The organism is Xanthomonas codiaei, assembly GCF_002939785.1.
GTDB classification, from domain to species: domain Bacteria; phylum Pseudomonadota; class Gammaproteobacteria; order Xanthomonadales; family Xanthomonadaceae; genus Xanthomonas; species Xanthomonas codiaei.
The window spans coordinates 66,775-83,366 of the sequence record NZ_MDEC01000002.1; the positions used below are offsets into that span (position 1 = coordinate 66,775).

Genomic DNA, 16,592 nt, shown 5'->3' on the forward strand with positions numbered 1-16,592 from the left:
GAAAGCCGCACCACCTGCACAGCAAGCGGTGCGTACGCTGCTGCCGGCCGGTTACCAACCGAAGCCCGCACCCATGCCGATCGAACGGTCGTCGCCGCTGAGCGCACCGCCCACGGTCAAGGTGGCGCGCGGGCTGATCGCACGCTGGTAGCCCACCGACAACGCCGATTCGCCGTTCTGGAAACCGACACCGGCACCGATGCGATTGGGCGAGGCGATACCCGCCACGCTGGCGGACATGTTCAACATCGCCGAGCTCATCGCACCCTGGCGGTCCAGGCGACGGTTCTGCCTGCGCAGACGGTCCTCGATATCGCCCTGGTAGCTTTCGAAGCTGTCGGCCATCGCGCTGTAGCGGCTGTCGGTGTAGCTGTTGGCCGCGGCAACCCCGCTGTCCAGCTGGCCCTTGTTGACCGCATCGGTGGCACGCGTACCGGCGGCCACATTGGCCACCTGACGCTCGCCGCCCACGCTGCCCACCGACACCGTATTGGCGCGGTCAGCGACCGAGCCCTGGCCCAGCGCCACGGCACCCTGCGCGGTGGCACGTGCACCCTGACCGATCGCAGTGCCGGACGCAGCGGTGACCTGCGCGCCTTCGCCCATGGCCACCGCATTGGTGGCCACTGCCGCGATCTGCGTGTTGGCGCCCACCGCCGTGCTGCCATCGGCATTGACGCGTGCATTGCTGCCGATCGCGGTGTCGTTGGGGCCGTGCGCATAGGCGCTGCCGCCGATGGCCGTGCCGGTCACGTGGTTGGCCACCGCGGCGGTACCGACTGCCGTGGAGGTCGCCGCCGGGGTGATGGCGCCGACCACTGCGGCGGTCGGCGTGCCCTGCACGCCGGCGGTTGCGCCGCTCCCGTTGCCTGCAGCGGCACTGGCGGCCGGCGTTGGGACAGGCGCCGTCTCGCCGGCGACCGAAGTCGCCAACACCGCACCGGCATCATCGGCAGCGCTGCCAGCACCGGTGCTTCGTGCACCGCTCATCCGCGTTGCTGCAGTACGTAGTGCAGACACCCGCGAGGCGGTCGCCGTGCCTGCACGCGCATCCAGTTCGCTGACCTTGCTGTCCAGCGCGGTCAATGCAGCGCCCACGTTGTTGTAGCTGGCGCCCTGGATCACATAGGTCGGCGCCACGAACAGGCCTTGTGCACCGATCGCCGCACCGCCGCCGAGGAAGCTGGCGGTATTGCTCAACGACTGGAACAGCTGGCCGCCGTTGATCGCATCGGTACTGCTGCCTGCGAGCGCGCCGGCACCCACATTGACGATGCGCCGCGTGGCCGGGCCACCGCGGCCGTTGCCGTTGCCCACCGACACCACATTGGCGTCGTAGGTGCGCGATCCCGAGCCCAAGGCCACCGAATCGGCACCGCTGGCGCCGGCGTTGGCACCCAGCGCAAGCGCATTGCGCGCGCTCTCCCGGGTGAAGGCGCTGTAGCCCATCGCCAGACTGTTGTTGCCGAGCGCCCGCGCCTGCACGCCCAACGCCACCGCGGCACTGCCTACCTCGCCGACGAAGACACCGACGCCGGCATCGCGTCCGATTGCGATCGCATCGGGCGCATCGGCCTTGGCATTGGTCCCCAAGGCGATGGTGTCGCCGTAGATGATCGAAGTATCGGCGCCACTGCCGATCGCGATGCTGCGGCTGGACGCAGCACGCGCGTCGTAACCGATGGCGATCGCCTCCGCCGCCTGCGCCGACGAAGCGGCACCCAGCGACACCGTGCGCGGCCCGAATGAGCCGGCGCTATGCCCGATGGCCACCGCGTCGACGTTGTTGTCGTTGCCGAACACATTGGCGTTGTAGCCCAGGGCGATGGCGTAGTCGGCCTCGCTACGCGCGCCTGCACCGATCGCCACGCTGCCCAGACCCGAGCTCCCCGCACTGAACAGCGTGTTGCTGATCAGCGAGAACCCACCGATGGTGACGCTGCGCTCCCCGAACGCCGCTGCACTGCTGCCCACCGCGACGCTGCTCTCGCCATTGCCAAGCGCAGCAAATCCCACGGCGGTGGCCAGCCTGCCGGTGGTCACCGCATTGAATCCCAATGCCGAAGACGCCGCGCCACGCGCCGCCGAGAAACTACCCAGCGCGGTATTGGTCTCTTCCAGCGCCTGCGCGGCGAAGCCCATCGCCGTGGACTGCGCGCCGCGTGCCGATGCACCGGTGCCCACCGCAGTGGCAAAGGTCTGCATAGCCTGCGCGCCACCGCCCAATGCCACCGCGCCACGCCCCTGCGCAGTGGTCGCCTGTTCCTGTTCGCCGACGATGAAGCCGGTCGCATCGAACAATGGCACGTTGGCCACACCGCCCAGCGCCACCGCCGACGCATCCGAAGCGCTGGCGTTGCGCCCTACCGCCACGGTGTCGCGGCCGACTGCCGCGCTACCGGAACCCAGCGCATTGGCACCATCGCCCAATGCATTGCTGGCGCTGCCAAGGGCAATGGCATCACTGCCTTCGGCAAAGGCATCCGGCGCCTCGGTATCGGATTTGGCCAGCGCCAGATGACGGTCCAGACGCGAAGCGATGGCACCAACGCGATCGAGCTGCGCCAGGTTCACCGCATCGGTGGCCTCGGTACCGGCGGCAACGTTGGTGATCTGCCGAGTCAAGCCGGTCTGCGCGTTGCCCACCGACACCGTATTGCTGCGGTCGGCATACGAATACGCACCCAAGGCCACGGCGCTGGACGGGGAGCGGTTCCAGGCATCGTCGATCAGATCGCCCACCCGTGCGCCATACCCGATCGCCACCGCATCGACGCCGTTGGTTTGCACATCCGCACCGATGGCGGTGTTGTTGCCGTTGAACCACGAGGTCGCAGCGCGCGCACCCACCGCGACGCTGTTCTCGGCGTAGGTGACGCTCTCCTGGCCGATCGACACGCTGCCATCGCCCATCGTCAATGCAGAGCCGCCCAGGGAAACGGTATGCGGCGCGAAGGTTCCGGCGGAATGACCGATCACAATCGCATCGGTATTGCCCGGCTGATTGGGGAAGACGTTGGAGTTGTAGCCGATCGCGATCGCGTAGTCGGACTGGCTCTGCGCGCCGGCACCCAGCGCGATGCCACCGAGCCCTGTCGCCGCACTGATCGACCCCTGGGTGCTTCTGCTGGCACCGCCGATGGCCACGCTATCGGCACCGCTGGCGAGCGAGCTGTCGCCCATCGCCACCGTGCCGGTGCCGGTGCCGCGTGCGCCGAAACCCACCGCCGTGGCGAAATCGCCGCTCGCATTGGCGCTGTAACCCAGCGCGGCACCGCCAAAACCCGACACCTGCGACAAACCACCCACCGCCGTGGCGGCATCCTGCACAGTGCGTGCGTGATACCCCAATGCCGTGCTCTGTATGCCGCCGGCAATGGTGCCGGTGCCCACCGCCGTGGCCAGCGGATCGACCGCCTTGGCACCGCCACCGATGGCGGTGGACGCAATGCCGGTGGCCTCGGTGGCTTGCTCGCTGCTGCTGATGATGAAGCCAAACGCATCGTACTCGTAGACCGTCGCCACCCCGCCGATGGCAACCGCAGACGTTCCGACGGCCACCGCATTGCGCCCCACCGCCGTCGTGTCGCGTTCCAGTGCCAGGCTGCCGGCTCCCAGCGCACTGGCGCCATCGGCCAACGCATTGCTCGCGGCCCCCAGCGCGATGGCATCGCGTCCGTCCACAAACGGAGGAACCTCGCCGTCCTCGTCCGCCGCTGTCGTCGCCCCCCCGCCGGTGGTCGGCACGGCTGCATCGGCGAGCGCATCGGCACCGGTCATGGCCGCTATTGAGGACGCAAGGCAGCTCTGCCGACCGTCGATGACGGCGCAGCGTTCGGTGGCAATGCGGGCCTGGGCCGCCGCAGTTGCCGGCATGCCCCCGCCGGCCAGCACGATGCAGACGGCAATCGCCAGCCCGCTGCGTGCCTGCGCTCCCACCCAGCCGTGGACAGTTGAGATAATCCGGTCACGCTTCGCCGTACCGGAGGGAGAATTCCCTTCGGCATGTCTGATATTTTTCATTAACGACTTACTCCCCATTATGGTCAGGCGTATAAGAACCGACCACCGTGCGCCACTGTGGCGCAGGGTCCCCCTGAGGTTTTATCGAGCGCAGCAACTCCCGTTCGCCTTTATTTCCCGGCGAAAACAGCAATCGCGAGTGTCCAGCAGCAGTGCGAACTGTACGGATATGTAACGCATAAAGAATTTATTGAAAATCCGAATGACTAAAAGCGAACCATGTCACGCGGATAAAAAAAAAGAACTCCGCACCGAATAACTATTATTTTTTATAGTTACCAGAAGTAAACCTTATGGTTGTTTCGGGACTTTGTGGCGACTGCGAGGCCGGGGCAGCCCGGGACTCGACAACGCAGCGGGCAGTCCGGGACTCAGCGCGACGAATAAACGTCTGTAGAGCCGCCAGGCGGGCGCAGCCAGTGCTCGCAATCGATGTTTACCGGCCGAGCACTGCTGGCCCGAGCGCACCGCCCACACCCGGCTGCCCACTGCTCGCTACGTCCTGCCAGCCCCTCAAGCGGGGCCGGTCAGTCGCATGCAGGCAATGCAATCATCGGTTGCCGTTGTTCACACCCGCAGCTGTCACAGCTGCGTCTTTTCGACGGCAGCAGCGCTGCAACGATGGTTGAGCGCGGATTCCGGCGCCCTGTGCGATGCGACGTCCCCGCAGGCATGACCTGATTTTTCGGCACTGCAGGTAAACGGCCTGCAGCCTGTCATGCCTCGCCGGTCAACCTGCGATGGTGGCCAGGGCCGCATGGCAGGCGTTGCGTGGGTGAGCCGGGCCAGGCAGTTGGAAAACCGTGCAACGCCAGGCACACGATACCGACCGCCCACTCGGGCCGGAGCCGGCGATGGCGCGTAGAGGCCTGTGCAAAACCCGCTGCGTGCGAGACCGGGCAGGGGGCTCCCAGCCACTCGGCACATGCCTTTTCCCGGCACGCGATAGCACGCTTTGCATTCACCGCAATGTACACGCCACGCGCCAAACGCGAACGGCCGCGTGCATCGCTGCACACGGCCGCCAGCACAAAAGCGCATGGTGCAGTCAGCGCATGCGGCTCCTGAGCATCCGGCTCAACCGCACCAGACGCGCGCGTTGCGGAACATCCGCAACCAGGGCGACTCCTCGCCCCAGTCCGCCGGATGCCAACTCAGGTTCACCGTGCGCGGGGTGCGCTCGGGATGCGGCATCAGGATGGTGGCGCGGCCATCGGCGCTGGTCAGGCCGGTGATGCCGTCCGGCGAGCCGTTCGGATTGAGCGGGTAGCGCGAGGCCGCCACGCCATCGCCATCGATGAAGCGCAGGGCCACCCGTGCGGCCGCCTGGTCCACGGCGGTATCGAATTCGGCGCGGCCTTCGCCGTGCGCCACCGCCACCGGGATCCGCGAACCGGCCATGCCGCGCAGGAAGATCGACGGCGACTCCACCACCTCCAGCAGCGCGGTGCGTGCCTCGAACTGCTCGCTGCGGTTGCGCAAAAAGCGCGGCCAATGCTCGGCACCGGGAATGATGTCCTTGAGCTGGCTGAGCATCTGGCAGCCGTTGCACACGCCCAGCGCGAAGGTGTCGCTGCGCGCAAAGAATGCGGCAAAGGCATCGCGCAAGGCCGAGCGCTCCAGGATCGAGGTGGCCCAGCCGCGGCCGGCCCCCAGCACGTCGCCGTAGCTGAAACCGCCGCAGGCCGCGAAGCCGGCGAACTGCGCCAGATCCACGCGCCCGGCGATCAGGTCGCTCATATGCACGTCGAACGCGCGGAACCCGGCGCGCTCGAAGTTGTAGGCCATCTCGATCTGCCCGTTGACGCCCTGCTCGCGCAGGATCGCCACCTTGGGCCGCGCACCGGTGGCCACGAACGGCGCGGCCACGTCTTCGGACGGATCGAACGCCAGCTTCGGACGCAGACCGGGCGCCTGGAAATCCCGCGCCAGCGCGCGCTCTTCGTCGGCGCTGTCGGGGTTGTCGCGCAGCTTCTGCATGGCGTGGGTCACCGACCACCAGGCATCGAACAGCTCTTCCCACCGCCATTCGGCCAGCACCCGGCCCTGCCCGCTGACCCGCACGCGCGGCGTGCCGGTGGGGCGTGCGATGCGCTGCGCGCATTCGGTCAGCGCATGCCGCTCGACCAGATCGGCGAACGCAGCGCGATCTTCGCTGGCGATCTGCACCACCGCGCCCAGTTCCTCGTTGAACAGGCTGCGGAACGCATCCTCGCCCCAGGCATCGAGGGTGATGTCCAGGCCCTGGCGCGAGGCGAACGCCATCTCGCACAGCGCCGCAAACGCGCCGCCATCGCTGCGGTCGTGATACGCCAGCAGCAGCCCGCTCTGGCGCGCATCGCGGATCAGCTCGAAGAAGCTGCGCAGCCGCTGCGCATCGTCCAGGTCCGGCACGTCACCGCCGAATGCCGGCAGCGCCGCAGCGTCGGCGTACACCTGCGCCAGCACCGACCCACCCAGACGCTGCTTGCCGCCGCCGAGCCCGATCAACCACAGCTCGCTTTGCTCATCGTTGCGCAGCAACGGCGTCAGCTGGCTGCGGACATCGCTCACCGGAGCGAACGCGCTGATGATGAGCGAGACTGGTGAAACGCTCTTGTGGGTGGTGGGATTGGGCATTGGGGATTGGGGATTGGCAAGAGCGGAGGGCTCCGGTGTTTCGCCAATCCCGAATGCCGAATCACCAATCCCGGCCTCAACCCACTGCGCCTGCATCGACAGCGAATCCTTGCCCACCGGGATGCTCAGCTCCAGCGCCGGGCACAGTTCCATGCCGACCGCGCGCACCGCGTCGTACAGCAGCGCGTCCTCGCCGGGGTGACCGGCGGCGGCCATCCAGTTGGCCGACAGCTTGATGCTGTCCAGCGCCTGCACCGGTGCGGCGCACAGGTTGGTGATCGCCTCGCCGACCGCCATGCGCGCGGAGGCGGCGGCATTCAGCAGCGCCAGCGGGGCGCGCTCGCCGATCGACATCGCCTCGCCTTCGAAGGTCTCGAACCCGGCCAGGGTGATCGCGCAGTCGGCCAATGGCAGCTGCCACGGCCCGATCATCTGCTCGCGTGCAGTCAGCCCGCCCACGCTGCGGTCGCCGATGGTGACCAGAAAGCTCTTGGACGCCACGGTGGGATGCGCCAGCACGCGCAGGCCGGCCTGCTGCAGATCCAGCCCGGCGGTCTGCAGCGCCGGCCACTGCGGCGCGGCCGGATGCACCGCATCGCGATGCATCTTCGGTGCCTTGCCGAACAGGACGTCCATGGGCAGGTCGATCGGGAGCTGGGATTGGGGATTGGGGATTGGGGATTGGTTGGAAGCAGGAGCGACTCCAGCACCCGAGGAAGCGCCGTTGCGAATCCCGAATCCCGCATCTCCAATCCCGGAGTCGAAGACTCCATACCCCACCACCAGCCGCTCCTCGGCCGTGGCCACGCCGACGGCGGCGAACGGGCAGCGCTCGCGGGCGCAGATGGCGGCGAATTGCTCCAGGCGCGCCTGCGGTACGCCCAGCACGTAGCGTTCCTGCGATTCGTTGCACCACAGTTCCAGCGGCGACAGCGAGGGGTCGTCGCTGAGCACGCGGCCCAGGTCGATGATGCCGCCCACGCCCGAGTCGTGCAGCAGTTCGGGGATGGCGTTGGACAGGCCGCCCGCACCCACGTCGTGGAACCAGCGGATCGGGTTGTCGGTGCCCAGCGCCACGCAGCGGTCGATGACCTCCTGGCAGCGGCGCTCCATTTCCGGGTTTTCGCGCTGCACGCTGGCAAAATCCAGCGCCTCGGCGCTGTCGCCGGCAGCCACCGAACTGGCCGCGCCGCCGCCCAGGCCGATCAGCATCGCCGGCCCCCCCAGCACGATCACCGCATCGCCCGGCTGCAGGCGCAGCTTTTCCACCTGGTTGCGATCGATCGCGCCCAGGCCGCCGGCCAGCATGATCGGCTTGTCGTAGGCGCGGGTCAGGCCCTGCCCCTCGGCAAGCTCGAAGCTGCGGAAATAGCCGAGCAGGTTCGGGCGGCCGAATTCGTTGTTGAACGCGGCACCGCCGAGCGGGCCGTCGAGCATGATGTCCAGCGCCGGCGCCATGCGCGGGTTCAGCGCGCGCGGCGCTTCCCACGGCTGTGGCAGGGTGGGGATGCGCAGGTGCGAGACCGAAAACCCGGTCAGGCCGGCCTTGGGCTTGCCGCCGCGGCCGGTGGCGCCCTCGTCGCGGATCTCCCCGCCCGCACCGGTGGCCGCGCCGGGGAACGGCGCGATCGCGGTCGGGTGGTTGTGCGTTTCCACCTTGATCGCAAATGCCGACGGCAACACCGCTTCGCTGCGGTACTCGCCGCTGGCCGGGTCCGGGCGGTAGCGCGCAGCCGGCACGCCTTCCACCACCGCCGCGTTGTCGCTGTAGGCCGACAAGGTGTGCTGCGGGGTCTGCTGGTGGGTGTGCTTGATCATCCGGAACAGCGAGCGTTCCTGCGGCTTGCCGTCGATGGTCCAGCTGGCATTGAAGATCTTGTGCCGGCAATGCTCGGAATTGGCCTGGGCAAACATCATCAGCTCGACATCGGCCGGATCGCGGCCCAGGGCGGCGAAGCGTTCGCGCAGGTAGTCGATCTCGTCCTGCGCCAGCGCCAGGCCCAGCTCGCGGTTGGCCTGCTCCAGCCCGTCCAGCGGCACGCGCTGCAGCTGGCCCGGGTCGGGCACGTTGAACAGCGCCTCGGCCGCGGCGGCCGAGCCCAGCAGCGACTGCGTCATCGGGTCGTGCAGCAGCCTGGCCACCGCGGCCTGCGCGGCGGCATCGGCCGGCCAGCCGACCAGATCGATACGGGTGCCCCGCTCCACGCGCTGGATCGGCTGCCCGGCCCCACGCACCAGCTCGGTGGCCTTGCTCGACCACGGCGACAGCGTGCCCAGGCGCGGCACCACATAGCGCGAAGAGGCGTCCTGGTCGCGCGGCGCCGGCTCTGCGCCGGCCTGCAGGATCCGCTGCAAGGTCACCTGATCGGGCGCTTGCCCGGCCTCGGCGCGGACGAAGTAGACGTGCCAGGCGCCGGTGATGCGCAGCGCGGGAACGAGGGTTTGCAGGCGGGTTTCGAGCCGAGCGCGGCGGAACGGCGAAAGGGCGGAAGCGCCCTCGAGGACCATCATGTCCGGGGAACCGTGTCAGAAACGGGGCTGCAGATTGTAACGGAGCCGATGGGTCGGCGTCGGTCGCGCGTGCGGCCGCAGGCAATCGGCCAGCGAATCAGGCCGAAGGCCACCAGCCCACGTTCGTTCGACGCGGCCACCATGACGGGCGGACGAGCGAAGCGAGCTGGCGACTGGCTGTCTGGCTGTCTGGCTGACGCGTTGGCGACCAGCCATCGGGCTAACGCGCTGGTTGGCAGCGCCCTGTTCTGCCCACCTGTCTTCGTCCACTCCGCCATCGTGGCCCTGCAACCGGCGCAGTCGCGCGATCTGGCAGTGGCGACATCTGCGCGCGGACGCAGCCGATCCACACCACCGCCTGCGCAAGCCGGCTGTCCGACACCACCCGGCCGCTCGATCAAGCCAGCCATTCCATCCCGAAACGCAAAAGGCCGGAATGCAGACGCATCCCGGCCCTCCAGCGAGCGCCCAGCCATCGAGTGCCAGCGCCAACGCGGCATCACACGACCGCGTCGCAATGGATCAGCGGCTGCCGCCCGCCGTGGTGACGGCGCGCTTTTCCAGTGCTTCGCGCAGCTGCGCCGGCGGCAGGTAGCCGCCGAGCTGGGTACCGTCGGGCGCAAAGATCGCCGGAGTGCCGTTGACGCCCAGGCGTTGACCCAGCGTGTATTCCATCGACACCGGGTTCTTGCAGTCCTTGGAAGCCACCGGCTGGCCCGACTTGGCCGCCGTCAATGCCTGCTTGCGGTCGGCCGCGCACCACACCGCAATCATTTCCTTGTGGTCCTGGCTGCCCAGGCCCATGCGCGGGAAAGCCAGGTATTCGACCGCAATCCCCTGCTTGTTGAGCTCGCCGATCTCGCTGTGCAGCTTGCGGCAGTAGCCGCATTCCACATCGGTGAAGACGGTCACGGTGTACTTCGGGTGGGCCGGCGCGAACACGATGCGATCGGCCTTGGGCACCGTCTCCAGCTGCTTGCGGCGGTAGGCCAGCAGGCCCGGGCTGGCCGCGAACTGCTTGTTCTGGATGTCGAACGGCTGCGCCTGGATCAGATAGCGGCCGTCGTCGCTGACGTACAGCACCTGCCCGCCGACCACCACTTCGCGGAACCCGGGAAACGGCGCGGCACCGATGTAGTCGGGCTTGAAGTCCGGGTCCAGCGCCTTGAGCGCACTGCCCACGCGCTGGTCGACATTTCCCGACGCGGCGGCGGCAGGAGCGGCAGCGGGCTTGGCTCCGGCAGTGCTTGCCGCAGGCTGCGAGGACTGCGCGCAGGCAGTGAGGCTGAGTGCGCCCAGCAGCGCGGCGATAGCAAGACGATACATTCACGCATCCAGTGGAATGGGGTCGCACGATTCTCGCACAGGGCGGATGAAGCCTGGCAGCGGCCGCGACGGTTTGTTCGCGCGCGCGCCGGCAAGTGGCGATTCCCAGGACTTCAGCGCATCGCAATGCACATTGCACCGCCATTCGTGCGCCGGTAACGACGGGGTGGCGCCCACCGCACCGTCATTGCCCGGGCTGCACCGGAACCTGATGCCTGCCGCTCCGGCCTGTCCTAGCCGCGCGGATGGTGCCGGGCATGCAGCGTCTGCAGGTGCTGACGCGCCACCAGCGTGTAGATCTGGGTGGTCGAGAGCGAGCTGTGGCCTAGCAGCATCTGCAGCGCGCGCAGGTCGGCGCCATGGTTGAGCAGATGGGTGGCGAAGCTGTGCCGAAGGCCATGCGGGCTGACCGTGGCCGGGTCGATGCCGGCCAGCGCCGCGTAGCGCTTGACCAGTGTCCAGAACTGCTGGCGGCTGAGCGGCTGGCGCGCGGCATCGATGAACAGCGGCACCTGCCCGTCTGCGGCGGGCACTGCCTTGCCGTCGGCCAGCAACGGGCGCGCCTCGCGCAGATAGCGCTCCAGCCAGTGCAGGGACTCCTCGCCCAGCGGCACCAGGCGTTCCTTGCTGCCCTTGCCGGTGACGCGCAGGACGCCCTGGCGCAGATTGACCCCCACCGCCGGCAACTCGACCAGCTCGCTGACGCGCAGCCCGGCCGCATACATCAATTCCAGCATGGCGCGGTCGCGCAGGCCCAACGGCGTCTGCACATCCGGCGCCGCCAGCAAGGCATCGACCTGGGTTTCGGTCAGCGCCTTGGGCAGGGAACGCGGCAGGCGTGGCGGGTCCAGCAAGGCGGTGGGATCGTCGCTGCGCACGCCATCGCGCAGCAGCAGCCCATAGAAGGCACGCAGGGTGGACAACAGCCGGGCATTGCTACGCGGGCTATAGCGCGCCTCGGTGCGCCAGCGCAGGTAGTCGAACAAGGCCGGACGCTGCATTCCCGACAGGCCGCCACCGGCACCGTCGCACCAGCGCGCCAGCCCTTCCAGGTCGCGTCGGTAGCTGTCCAGCGTGTGTCGCGCCACGCCGTTTTCGGCCCAGAACCGGTCGGCAAAGCGTTCGATCGCCGCCGCATCGGCCGCCTGCAAGGGCGGCAGCTGCTGGGCGAGTTGGCGACGTTCGGCGGGGCTGCTGGCAGACATCGCCACAGCATAGAACGTGACCGACGGCATGCGCGAGACGGGGACTGCCTGCGACGACGCGCACCCAGCGCTTGCCCGGCTGGTTGGTCACCGCACAGGCACGCCACACCGACGCCTGCCACGCACTGCCGCAGCGCGGCGTTGCCGTTGCACTGGCGCCGGCTATGCTCTCGGCATGACGGCGATTCCTGCACCCCGCACTGCGCGCCCGCCTGCCCTGCTGGGCTGGCGGATCCTCGCCCTGTGTTACGACGTCTGGCCGGCGCTGGCGCTCTGGATGCTGGTGTCCACCGGCTTCACGCTGGGCTTCACCCTGGCCGGACACCCCGCCCGCCAGAACATCGCTCCCTTCAGCGCCTGGCAGTGGCTGCTGTGGCTGTGCTGCTGGATCGTGGCGGGCGTGTATGCCACGGTCAGCTGGCGCCGCGGCGGCCAGACCCTAGGCATGCGTCCGTGGCGGCTGCGATTGCGCGAGCCGCGCCCCAGCTGGCGCCAGGCCTGGACGCGTTATGCGGTGGGCACGCTGTCGCTGGTCCTGGCCGGCGCCGGATTCTGGTGGGCCTGGGTGGACCGCGACCGGCTCACCTGGCATGACCGCGCGAGCGGGACCGGCCTGCAGCGCATTCCCAAGCCCGCTCGGTGAACAGATGGCAGTTCGGCTGCGGACCGAGCCCGACTGAGAATGAGTCGATGGCGACGTCGTCGAGCAGGCACGCTCCAGATCCGCCCGGACAGTGTCGTCTACCGTGAAAACGGCGACGGGCGCTCAATCCATGCCTGTATCAGACTGCCCAGCAGATACAACACGACCAGAAACGGCGGCACCAATACGAGGTAACTCGCCAGCCAGGACAGGCCAGATGCCCAGGAGCCGACGCCGACCGCATCCAGCACCGCGAGTTGTGGGGTAAGCGGCAATTGCAGCATCACAAATCGCCCCTTATCGTCCCCACCCGCCTCCTGAGCGATCCACAGGCAGAGCACCGTCGGCATCGCGTACAGCACGCACAATGCGATGCCGAACACGCTGGGACGCCACCGGTGGATCAACTACTGCGTCGCCGGAACAACCACGCCGACACGCCCAGCATCACCATCGGCGGCAGCGCGTAGGCGATGCGGTAGTCCAGCTTGAGCGCGCCAGCCATGCGGCCGAAGAACAGCTGCAGCAGCCAGAAGCCCAGCGCGAACAGGATGCCCAGGAACAAGCGCTTGCCCAGGCCGCCACTGCGCAGCGAACCGAACGAGAACGGAATGGCCGCCATGCACAGCGCCAGTACGTTGAGCGGGTAGAACCAGCGGCTCCAGTACTGGTCTTCGTAGTCGCGCGCGTCCAGGCCGTTGCGGCGGCGGTACTCGATGCTCTGTTCCAGTTCGTGTGCGGAGAGATTGCGCGGCTTGGCCAAGCCGGCCGCCAACGCAGCCGGACTCAGCTGCGATTGCCATGCCAGTTCGGGAAAGGTCTCGCGCTGCACCGAGCGTTCCTGGAAGGTGTCGCGGCGTACCTGGCGCAGCGTCCAGCGGCCATCGCGGTGCTCGGCCACCGACGCATAGGTCAGCTGCTGCATGCGGCCGTTGGCATCCAGGTGATACAGGCGCACGTCGTGCAGATCCAACGCAGTGCCGCCGCTGTCGAGCAATTTTTCCTCGCCACTGAGCGCATTGAGGAAGGTGTCGCCTTCGCGCGCCCACAGGCCGGAATAACGCGACGAGGCCATATTGCTGTTGTAGCGGGCGCTGGCCTTGAGCGTGTCGGCCTGGTTCTGCGCCCACGGCCCCACGGTCTCGCCGCTGATCACCATGCTGGCGGTCAGCAAGGCCATCGCAGCGACCACCGAGGCGGACATGCGCTTGCGCGACACACCCAACGCGCGCAGCGCGGTCAATTCGGATGTGGCCGCCAGCTGCCCCAGACCCATCAGCGCACCGATCACTGCGGCGGTGGGAAACAGGGTATAGGCGCGACGCGGCACCGTGTAGGCCACATAGGCCACCGCATGCCCGAAGCTGTAGCTGCCCTGGCCGATGTTCTTGGCCTCGCTGGCAAACGCATTGACCAGGTCCAGCCCCAGCAGCACCGCCCAGGTCAGCAGTACGGTGAACAACACCGCACGGCCGACGTACCAATCGTGTACCCGTGGCGTCAGCCTCATGCGCGCGCCCTCGGCCGGCGCACGCGTCCATCGCGCGCATAGGCCCAGATCGCCACCGCCAGCAACAGCAGCGTCAGCCACCACAGCCCCAGCGCGGCCGGGGTCTTGCCGTTGGCGATCCACTGGGTGCCGACGATCATCAGGTTGGTGCCGACCATGTAGGCCAGGAAGGCCAGCATGATCCGGCCGTAGCGCTGCTGCCGCGGCGCGCTGCGCGACAGTGGCAGGGTCAGCAAGGCGAACGCCAGCGCCAACAGCGGCGGCGCCAGCCGCTCATGCAATTGCGCGCGGGCAGCCGGGCGTTCGTCCGACAGCAGCTGCGTGGTCCACATCACTTCCGGGTCGTTGGCATCATGCACGCGGGTACGGTCGGGCAGGGCCACGTCGTTGCTGGCGAACTTCATCAGGCGGTAGTCCAGGGTGTCGCCGGCCGCCGGGCCCTCGATGCGGTAGCCATCCTCCAGGCGCAGGTAGCGGTCGGTCTTGCCTTCGAAGAACATCGCGCCGCGCTCGGCAGTGACCACATCGATGCGGTCGTCCTTCTGCCGCTGCAGGAACACCTTGCCCAGGTTCTTGCCGTCGGCGGAAATGGTGGTCAGGTAGACCACGCCACCGCCGGAGAGCGGAGTGAACTTGCCCGACTCCAGGCCGGCCATCAGCACGCTGCGATTGGCGTCTTCCAGCATGGTTTCGGCGGTGCGGCTGGCCCAGGGACCCAGCCACAGCGAGCACAGCCCGATGACCACCACCACCGGCACCACCAGCATCAGCATGGGCCGCAGCAGGCGTTTGGGGCCCACACCAATGGCGGTGATGACGGCCATTTCTGAATCGCGGTACAGCCTTGCCAGCGCCAAGAGCAGGCCCAGCATCAGCGCCAGCGGCAGGATGATGGGCAGATAGGCGACGAATTGCAGCCCCACCTGCGACAGCAGCAGGCGCGCCGGGATGCGGCCATCGGCGATATTGCCGAGGATATCCACCAGCACACCGCCGACGCTGACGACCAGCAGCACGATCAGGGTGGCCAGGAAGCTCTGGGTGAAATCGCTGAGCAGGTATCGATCGAGCTTCGGCATGGGGTGGGCTTGTTTTAAACTCTCGGATTCGTTCGCGGCGCCGCCAGCCTAACCAGGCCGGCGTAAACGGCCCGCGATTGTACGGATTTGCCTACGGAATCTGATCAATGGCCCTGCAATTCACCCTGAACCAAGACGCGCCGGCAAGCGCCGCGGTCGACTGCATCGTGGTTGGCGTGTTCGCCGACAAGACCCTCTCGCCCGCCGCCCAGGCCCTGGACAGCGCCAGCCAGGGCCGCCTGACGGCCCTGGTGGCACGCGGCGACGTGGTGGCCAAGACCGGCAGCACCACCCTGCTGCACGACCTGCCCGGGGTCACCGCCCCGCGCGTGCTGGTGGTGGGGCTGGGCGATGCCGGCAAGTTCGGCGTGGCGCCCTACCTCAAGGCGGTGGGCGATGCGACCCGCGCGCTCAAGACCGGCGCGGTGGGCACTGCCCTGCTGACCTTGACCGAGCTTTCCATCAAGGCCCGCGACGCCGCCTGGAACATCCGCCAGGCCGTGGTGGTCAGCGACCATGCCGCCTACCGCTACACCGCCACGCTGGCCAAGAAGAAGGTGGACGAGACCGGCCTGACCACCCTGGCCATCGCCGGCGACGACGCCCGTGCGCTGGCAGTGGGCATCGCCACCGCCGAAGGTGTGGAGTTCGCCCGCGAGCTGGGCAACCTGCCGCCGAACTACTGCACCCCGGCGTATCTGGCCGACACCGCTGCGGCCTTCGCCGGCAAGTTCCCGGGCGCCGAGGCCGAGATCCTGGACGAGGCGCAGATGGAGTCGCTGGGCATGGGCTCGCTGCTGTCGGTCGCGCGCGGTTCGGCCAACCGCCCGCGCCTGATCGTGCTGAAGTGGAACGGCGGCGGCGACGCGCGCCCGTACGTGCTGGTCGGCAAGGGCATCACCTTCGACACCGGCGGCGTCAACCTCAAGACGCAGGGCGGCATCGAGGAAATGAAGTACGACATGTGCGGTGGCGCCAACGTCATCGGCACCTTCGTGGCCACGGTCAAGGCCGAGCTGCCGATCAACCTGGTGGTGGTGGTGCCGGCGGTGGAGAACGCCATCGACGGCAATGCCTATCGCCCCTCTGACGTGATCACCAGCATGTCCGGCAAGACCATCGAGGTCGGCAATACCGATGCCGAAGGCCGCCTGATCCTGTGCGATGCGCTGACCTACGCCGAGCGCTTCAACCCCGAAGCGCTGGTGGACGTGGCTACGCTGACCGGCGCCTGCATGGTGGCGCTGGGCCACCAGACCGCCGGCCTGATGAGCAAGCACGACGACCTGGCCAACGAGCTGCTGGCCGCTGGCGAGCACGTGTTCGACCGCGCCTGGCGCCTGCCGCTGTGGGACGAATACCAGGGCCTGCTGGATTCCACCTTCGCCGACGTCTACAACATCGGCGGCCGCTGGGGCGGCGCGATCACCGCCGGCTGCTTCCTGTCGCGCTTCACCGAAAACCAGCGCTGGGCGCACCTGGACATCGCCGGCGTGGCCAGCGATGAAGGCAAGCGCGGCATGGCCACCGGCCGTCCGGTCGGCCTGCTGACCCAGTGGTTGCTGGACCGCGCCGCAAGCGGCGCGGCGTGATTGGGGAGTGGAGATTCGGGATTCGTGCCGCCGCACGCATCCCGCCGTCCTTAGCAACTTGCAGGCAGACAGTGACCGGCTGTC

General features: G+C 68.2%; 9 protein-coding genes. 2 read left to right on the plus strand and 7 right to left on the minus strand.

Annotation, left to right across the window (positions count from 1 at the left end; all coding sequences use genetic code 11):
• Nucleotides 1-51: 51 nt before the first annotated feature.
• The 4 genes from XcodCFBP4690_RS01660 to xerD all read right to left on the minus strand — a co-directional run bounded on the left by XcodCFBP4690_RS01660 (nucleotide 52) and on the right by xerD (nucleotide 11,684).
• On the minus strand, nucleotides 52-4,023 hold the full coding sequence (locus XcodCFBP4690_RS01660) for a YadA-like family protein (RefSeq protein WP_104539338.1): 3,972 nt from the start codon (nucleotides 4,021-4,023) through the stop codon (nucleotides 52-54).
• Nucleotides 4,024-5,100: 1,077 nt separating this feature from the next.
• Nucleotides 5,101-9,153: a phosphoribosylformylglycinamidine synthase gene (gene purL, locus XcodCFBP4690_RS01665; RefSeq protein ID WP_104539339.1), complete on the minus strand. Its 4,053-nt coding sequence runs from the start codon at nucleotides 9,151-9,153 to the stop codon at nucleotides 5,101-5,103.
• Between the two features lie 522 nt (nucleotides 9,154-9,675).
• Nucleotides 9,676-10,479 (minus strand): DsbC family protein, encoded by an 804-nt coding sequence (locus tag XcodCFBP4690_RS01670; RefSeq protein WP_104539340.1) that lies wholly within the window; start codon nucleotides 10,477-10,479, stop codon nucleotides 9,676-9,678.
• Between the two features lie 233 nt (nucleotides 10,480-10,712).
• The gene (gene xerD, locus XcodCFBP4690_RS01675) at nucleotides 10,713-11,684 is read right to left on the minus strand and encodes a site-specific tyrosine recombinase XerD (RefSeq protein ID WP_104539341.1); all 972 of its coding nucleotides are present in this window, start codon (nucleotides 11,682-11,684) and stop codon (nucleotides 10,713-10,715) included.
• A 175-nt stretch (nucleotides 11,685-11,859) separates the two neighbouring features.
• On the opposite strand from xerD, the gene XcodCFBP4690_RS01680 reads away from it, so the two are divergent.
• Entirely contained in the window at nucleotides 11,860-12,327 is a 468-nt protein-coding gene (locus XcodCFBP4690_RS01680; protein ID WP_104539342.1) for an RDD family protein, read from the plus strand.
• Nucleotides 12,328-12,425: 98 nt separating this feature from the next.
• On the opposite strand, the gene XcodCFBP4690_RS01685 is transcribed toward XcodCFBP4690_RS01680, so the two are convergent.
• From XcodCFBP4690_RS01685 to lptF, 3 genes are read right to left on the minus strand one after another with little or no spacing between them, the layout of a single operon-like run.
• On the minus strand, nucleotides 12,426-12,677 hold the full coding sequence (locus XcodCFBP4690_RS01685; RefSeq protein WP_104539479.1) for a hypothetical protein: 252 nt from the start codon (nucleotides 12,675-12,677) through the stop codon (nucleotides 12,426-12,428).
• A gap of 53 nt (nucleotides 12,678-12,730) precedes the next feature.
• On the minus strand, nucleotides 12,731-13,837 hold the full coding sequence (lptG, locus tag XcodCFBP4690_RS01690) for an LPS export ABC transporter permease LptG (RefSeq protein ID WP_104539343.1): 1,107 nt from the start codon (nucleotides 13,835-13,837) through the stop codon (nucleotides 12,731-12,733).
• Complete coding sequence (lptF, locus tag XcodCFBP4690_RS01695) at nucleotides 13,834-14,916, minus strand: LPS export ABC transporter permease LptF (RefSeq protein ID WP_104539344.1); 1,083 nt, start codon at nucleotides 14,914-14,916, stop codon at nucleotides 13,834-13,836. Before lptF ends, lptG begins: the two co-directional genes overlap by 4 nt.
• Before the next feature lie 107 nt (nucleotides 14,917-15,023).
• Here lptF and XcodCFBP4690_RS01700 point away from each other — a divergent pair, with 107 nt between their 5' ends.
• Nucleotides 15,024-16,508, plus strand: a complete 1,485-nt coding sequence (locus XcodCFBP4690_RS01700; RefSeq protein ID WP_104539345.1) for a leucyl aminopeptidase — start codon at nucleotides 15,024-15,026, stop codon at nucleotides 16,506-16,508.
• The last annotated feature ends 84 nt before the right edge of the window (nucleotides 16,509-16,592 follow it).

What these genes read in the sequence shown, in the direction of transcription:
- XcodCFBP4690_RS01685 (WP_104539479.1), bottom strand. Translation starts at nt 12,677, where the DNA reads ATGCCGACGGTGCTCTGCCTGTGGATCGCTCAGGAGGCGGGTGGGGAC.
- XcodCFBP4690_RS01700 (WP_104539345.1), top strand. Translation starts at nt 15,024, where the DNA reads ATGGCCCTGCAATTCACCCTGAACCAAGACGCGCCGGCAAGCGCCGCG.
- lptG (WP_104539343.1), bottom strand. Translation starts at nt 13,837, where the DNA reads ATGAGGCTGACGCCACGGGTACACGATTGGTACGTCGGCCGTGCGGTG.
- XcodCFBP4690_RS01660 (WP_104539338.1), bottom strand. Translation starts at nt 4,023, where the DNA reads ATGAAAAATATCAGACATGCCGAAGGGAATTCTCCCTCCGGTACGGCG.
- XcodCFBP4690_RS01670 (WP_104539340.1), bottom strand. Translation starts at nt 10,479, where the DNA reads ATGTATCGTCTTGCTATCGCCGCGCTGCTGGGCGCACTCAGCCTCACT.
- XcodCFBP4690_RS01680 (WP_104539342.1), top strand. Translation starts at nt 11,860, where the DNA reads ATGACGGCGATTCCTGCACCCCGCACTGCGCGCCCGCCTGCCCTGCTG.
- purL (WP_104539339.1), bottom strand. Translation starts at nt 9,153, where the DNA reads ATGATGGTCCTCGAGGGCGCTTCCGCCCTTTCGCCGTTCCGCCGCGCT.
- lptF (WP_104539344.1), bottom strand. Translation starts at nt 14,916, where the DNA reads ATGCCGAAGCTCGATCGATACCTGCTCAGCGATTTCACCCAGAGCTTC.
- xerD (WP_104539341.1), bottom strand. Translation starts at nt 11,684, where the DNA reads ATGTCTGCCAGCAGCCCCGCCGAACGTCGCCAACTCGCCCAGCAGCTG.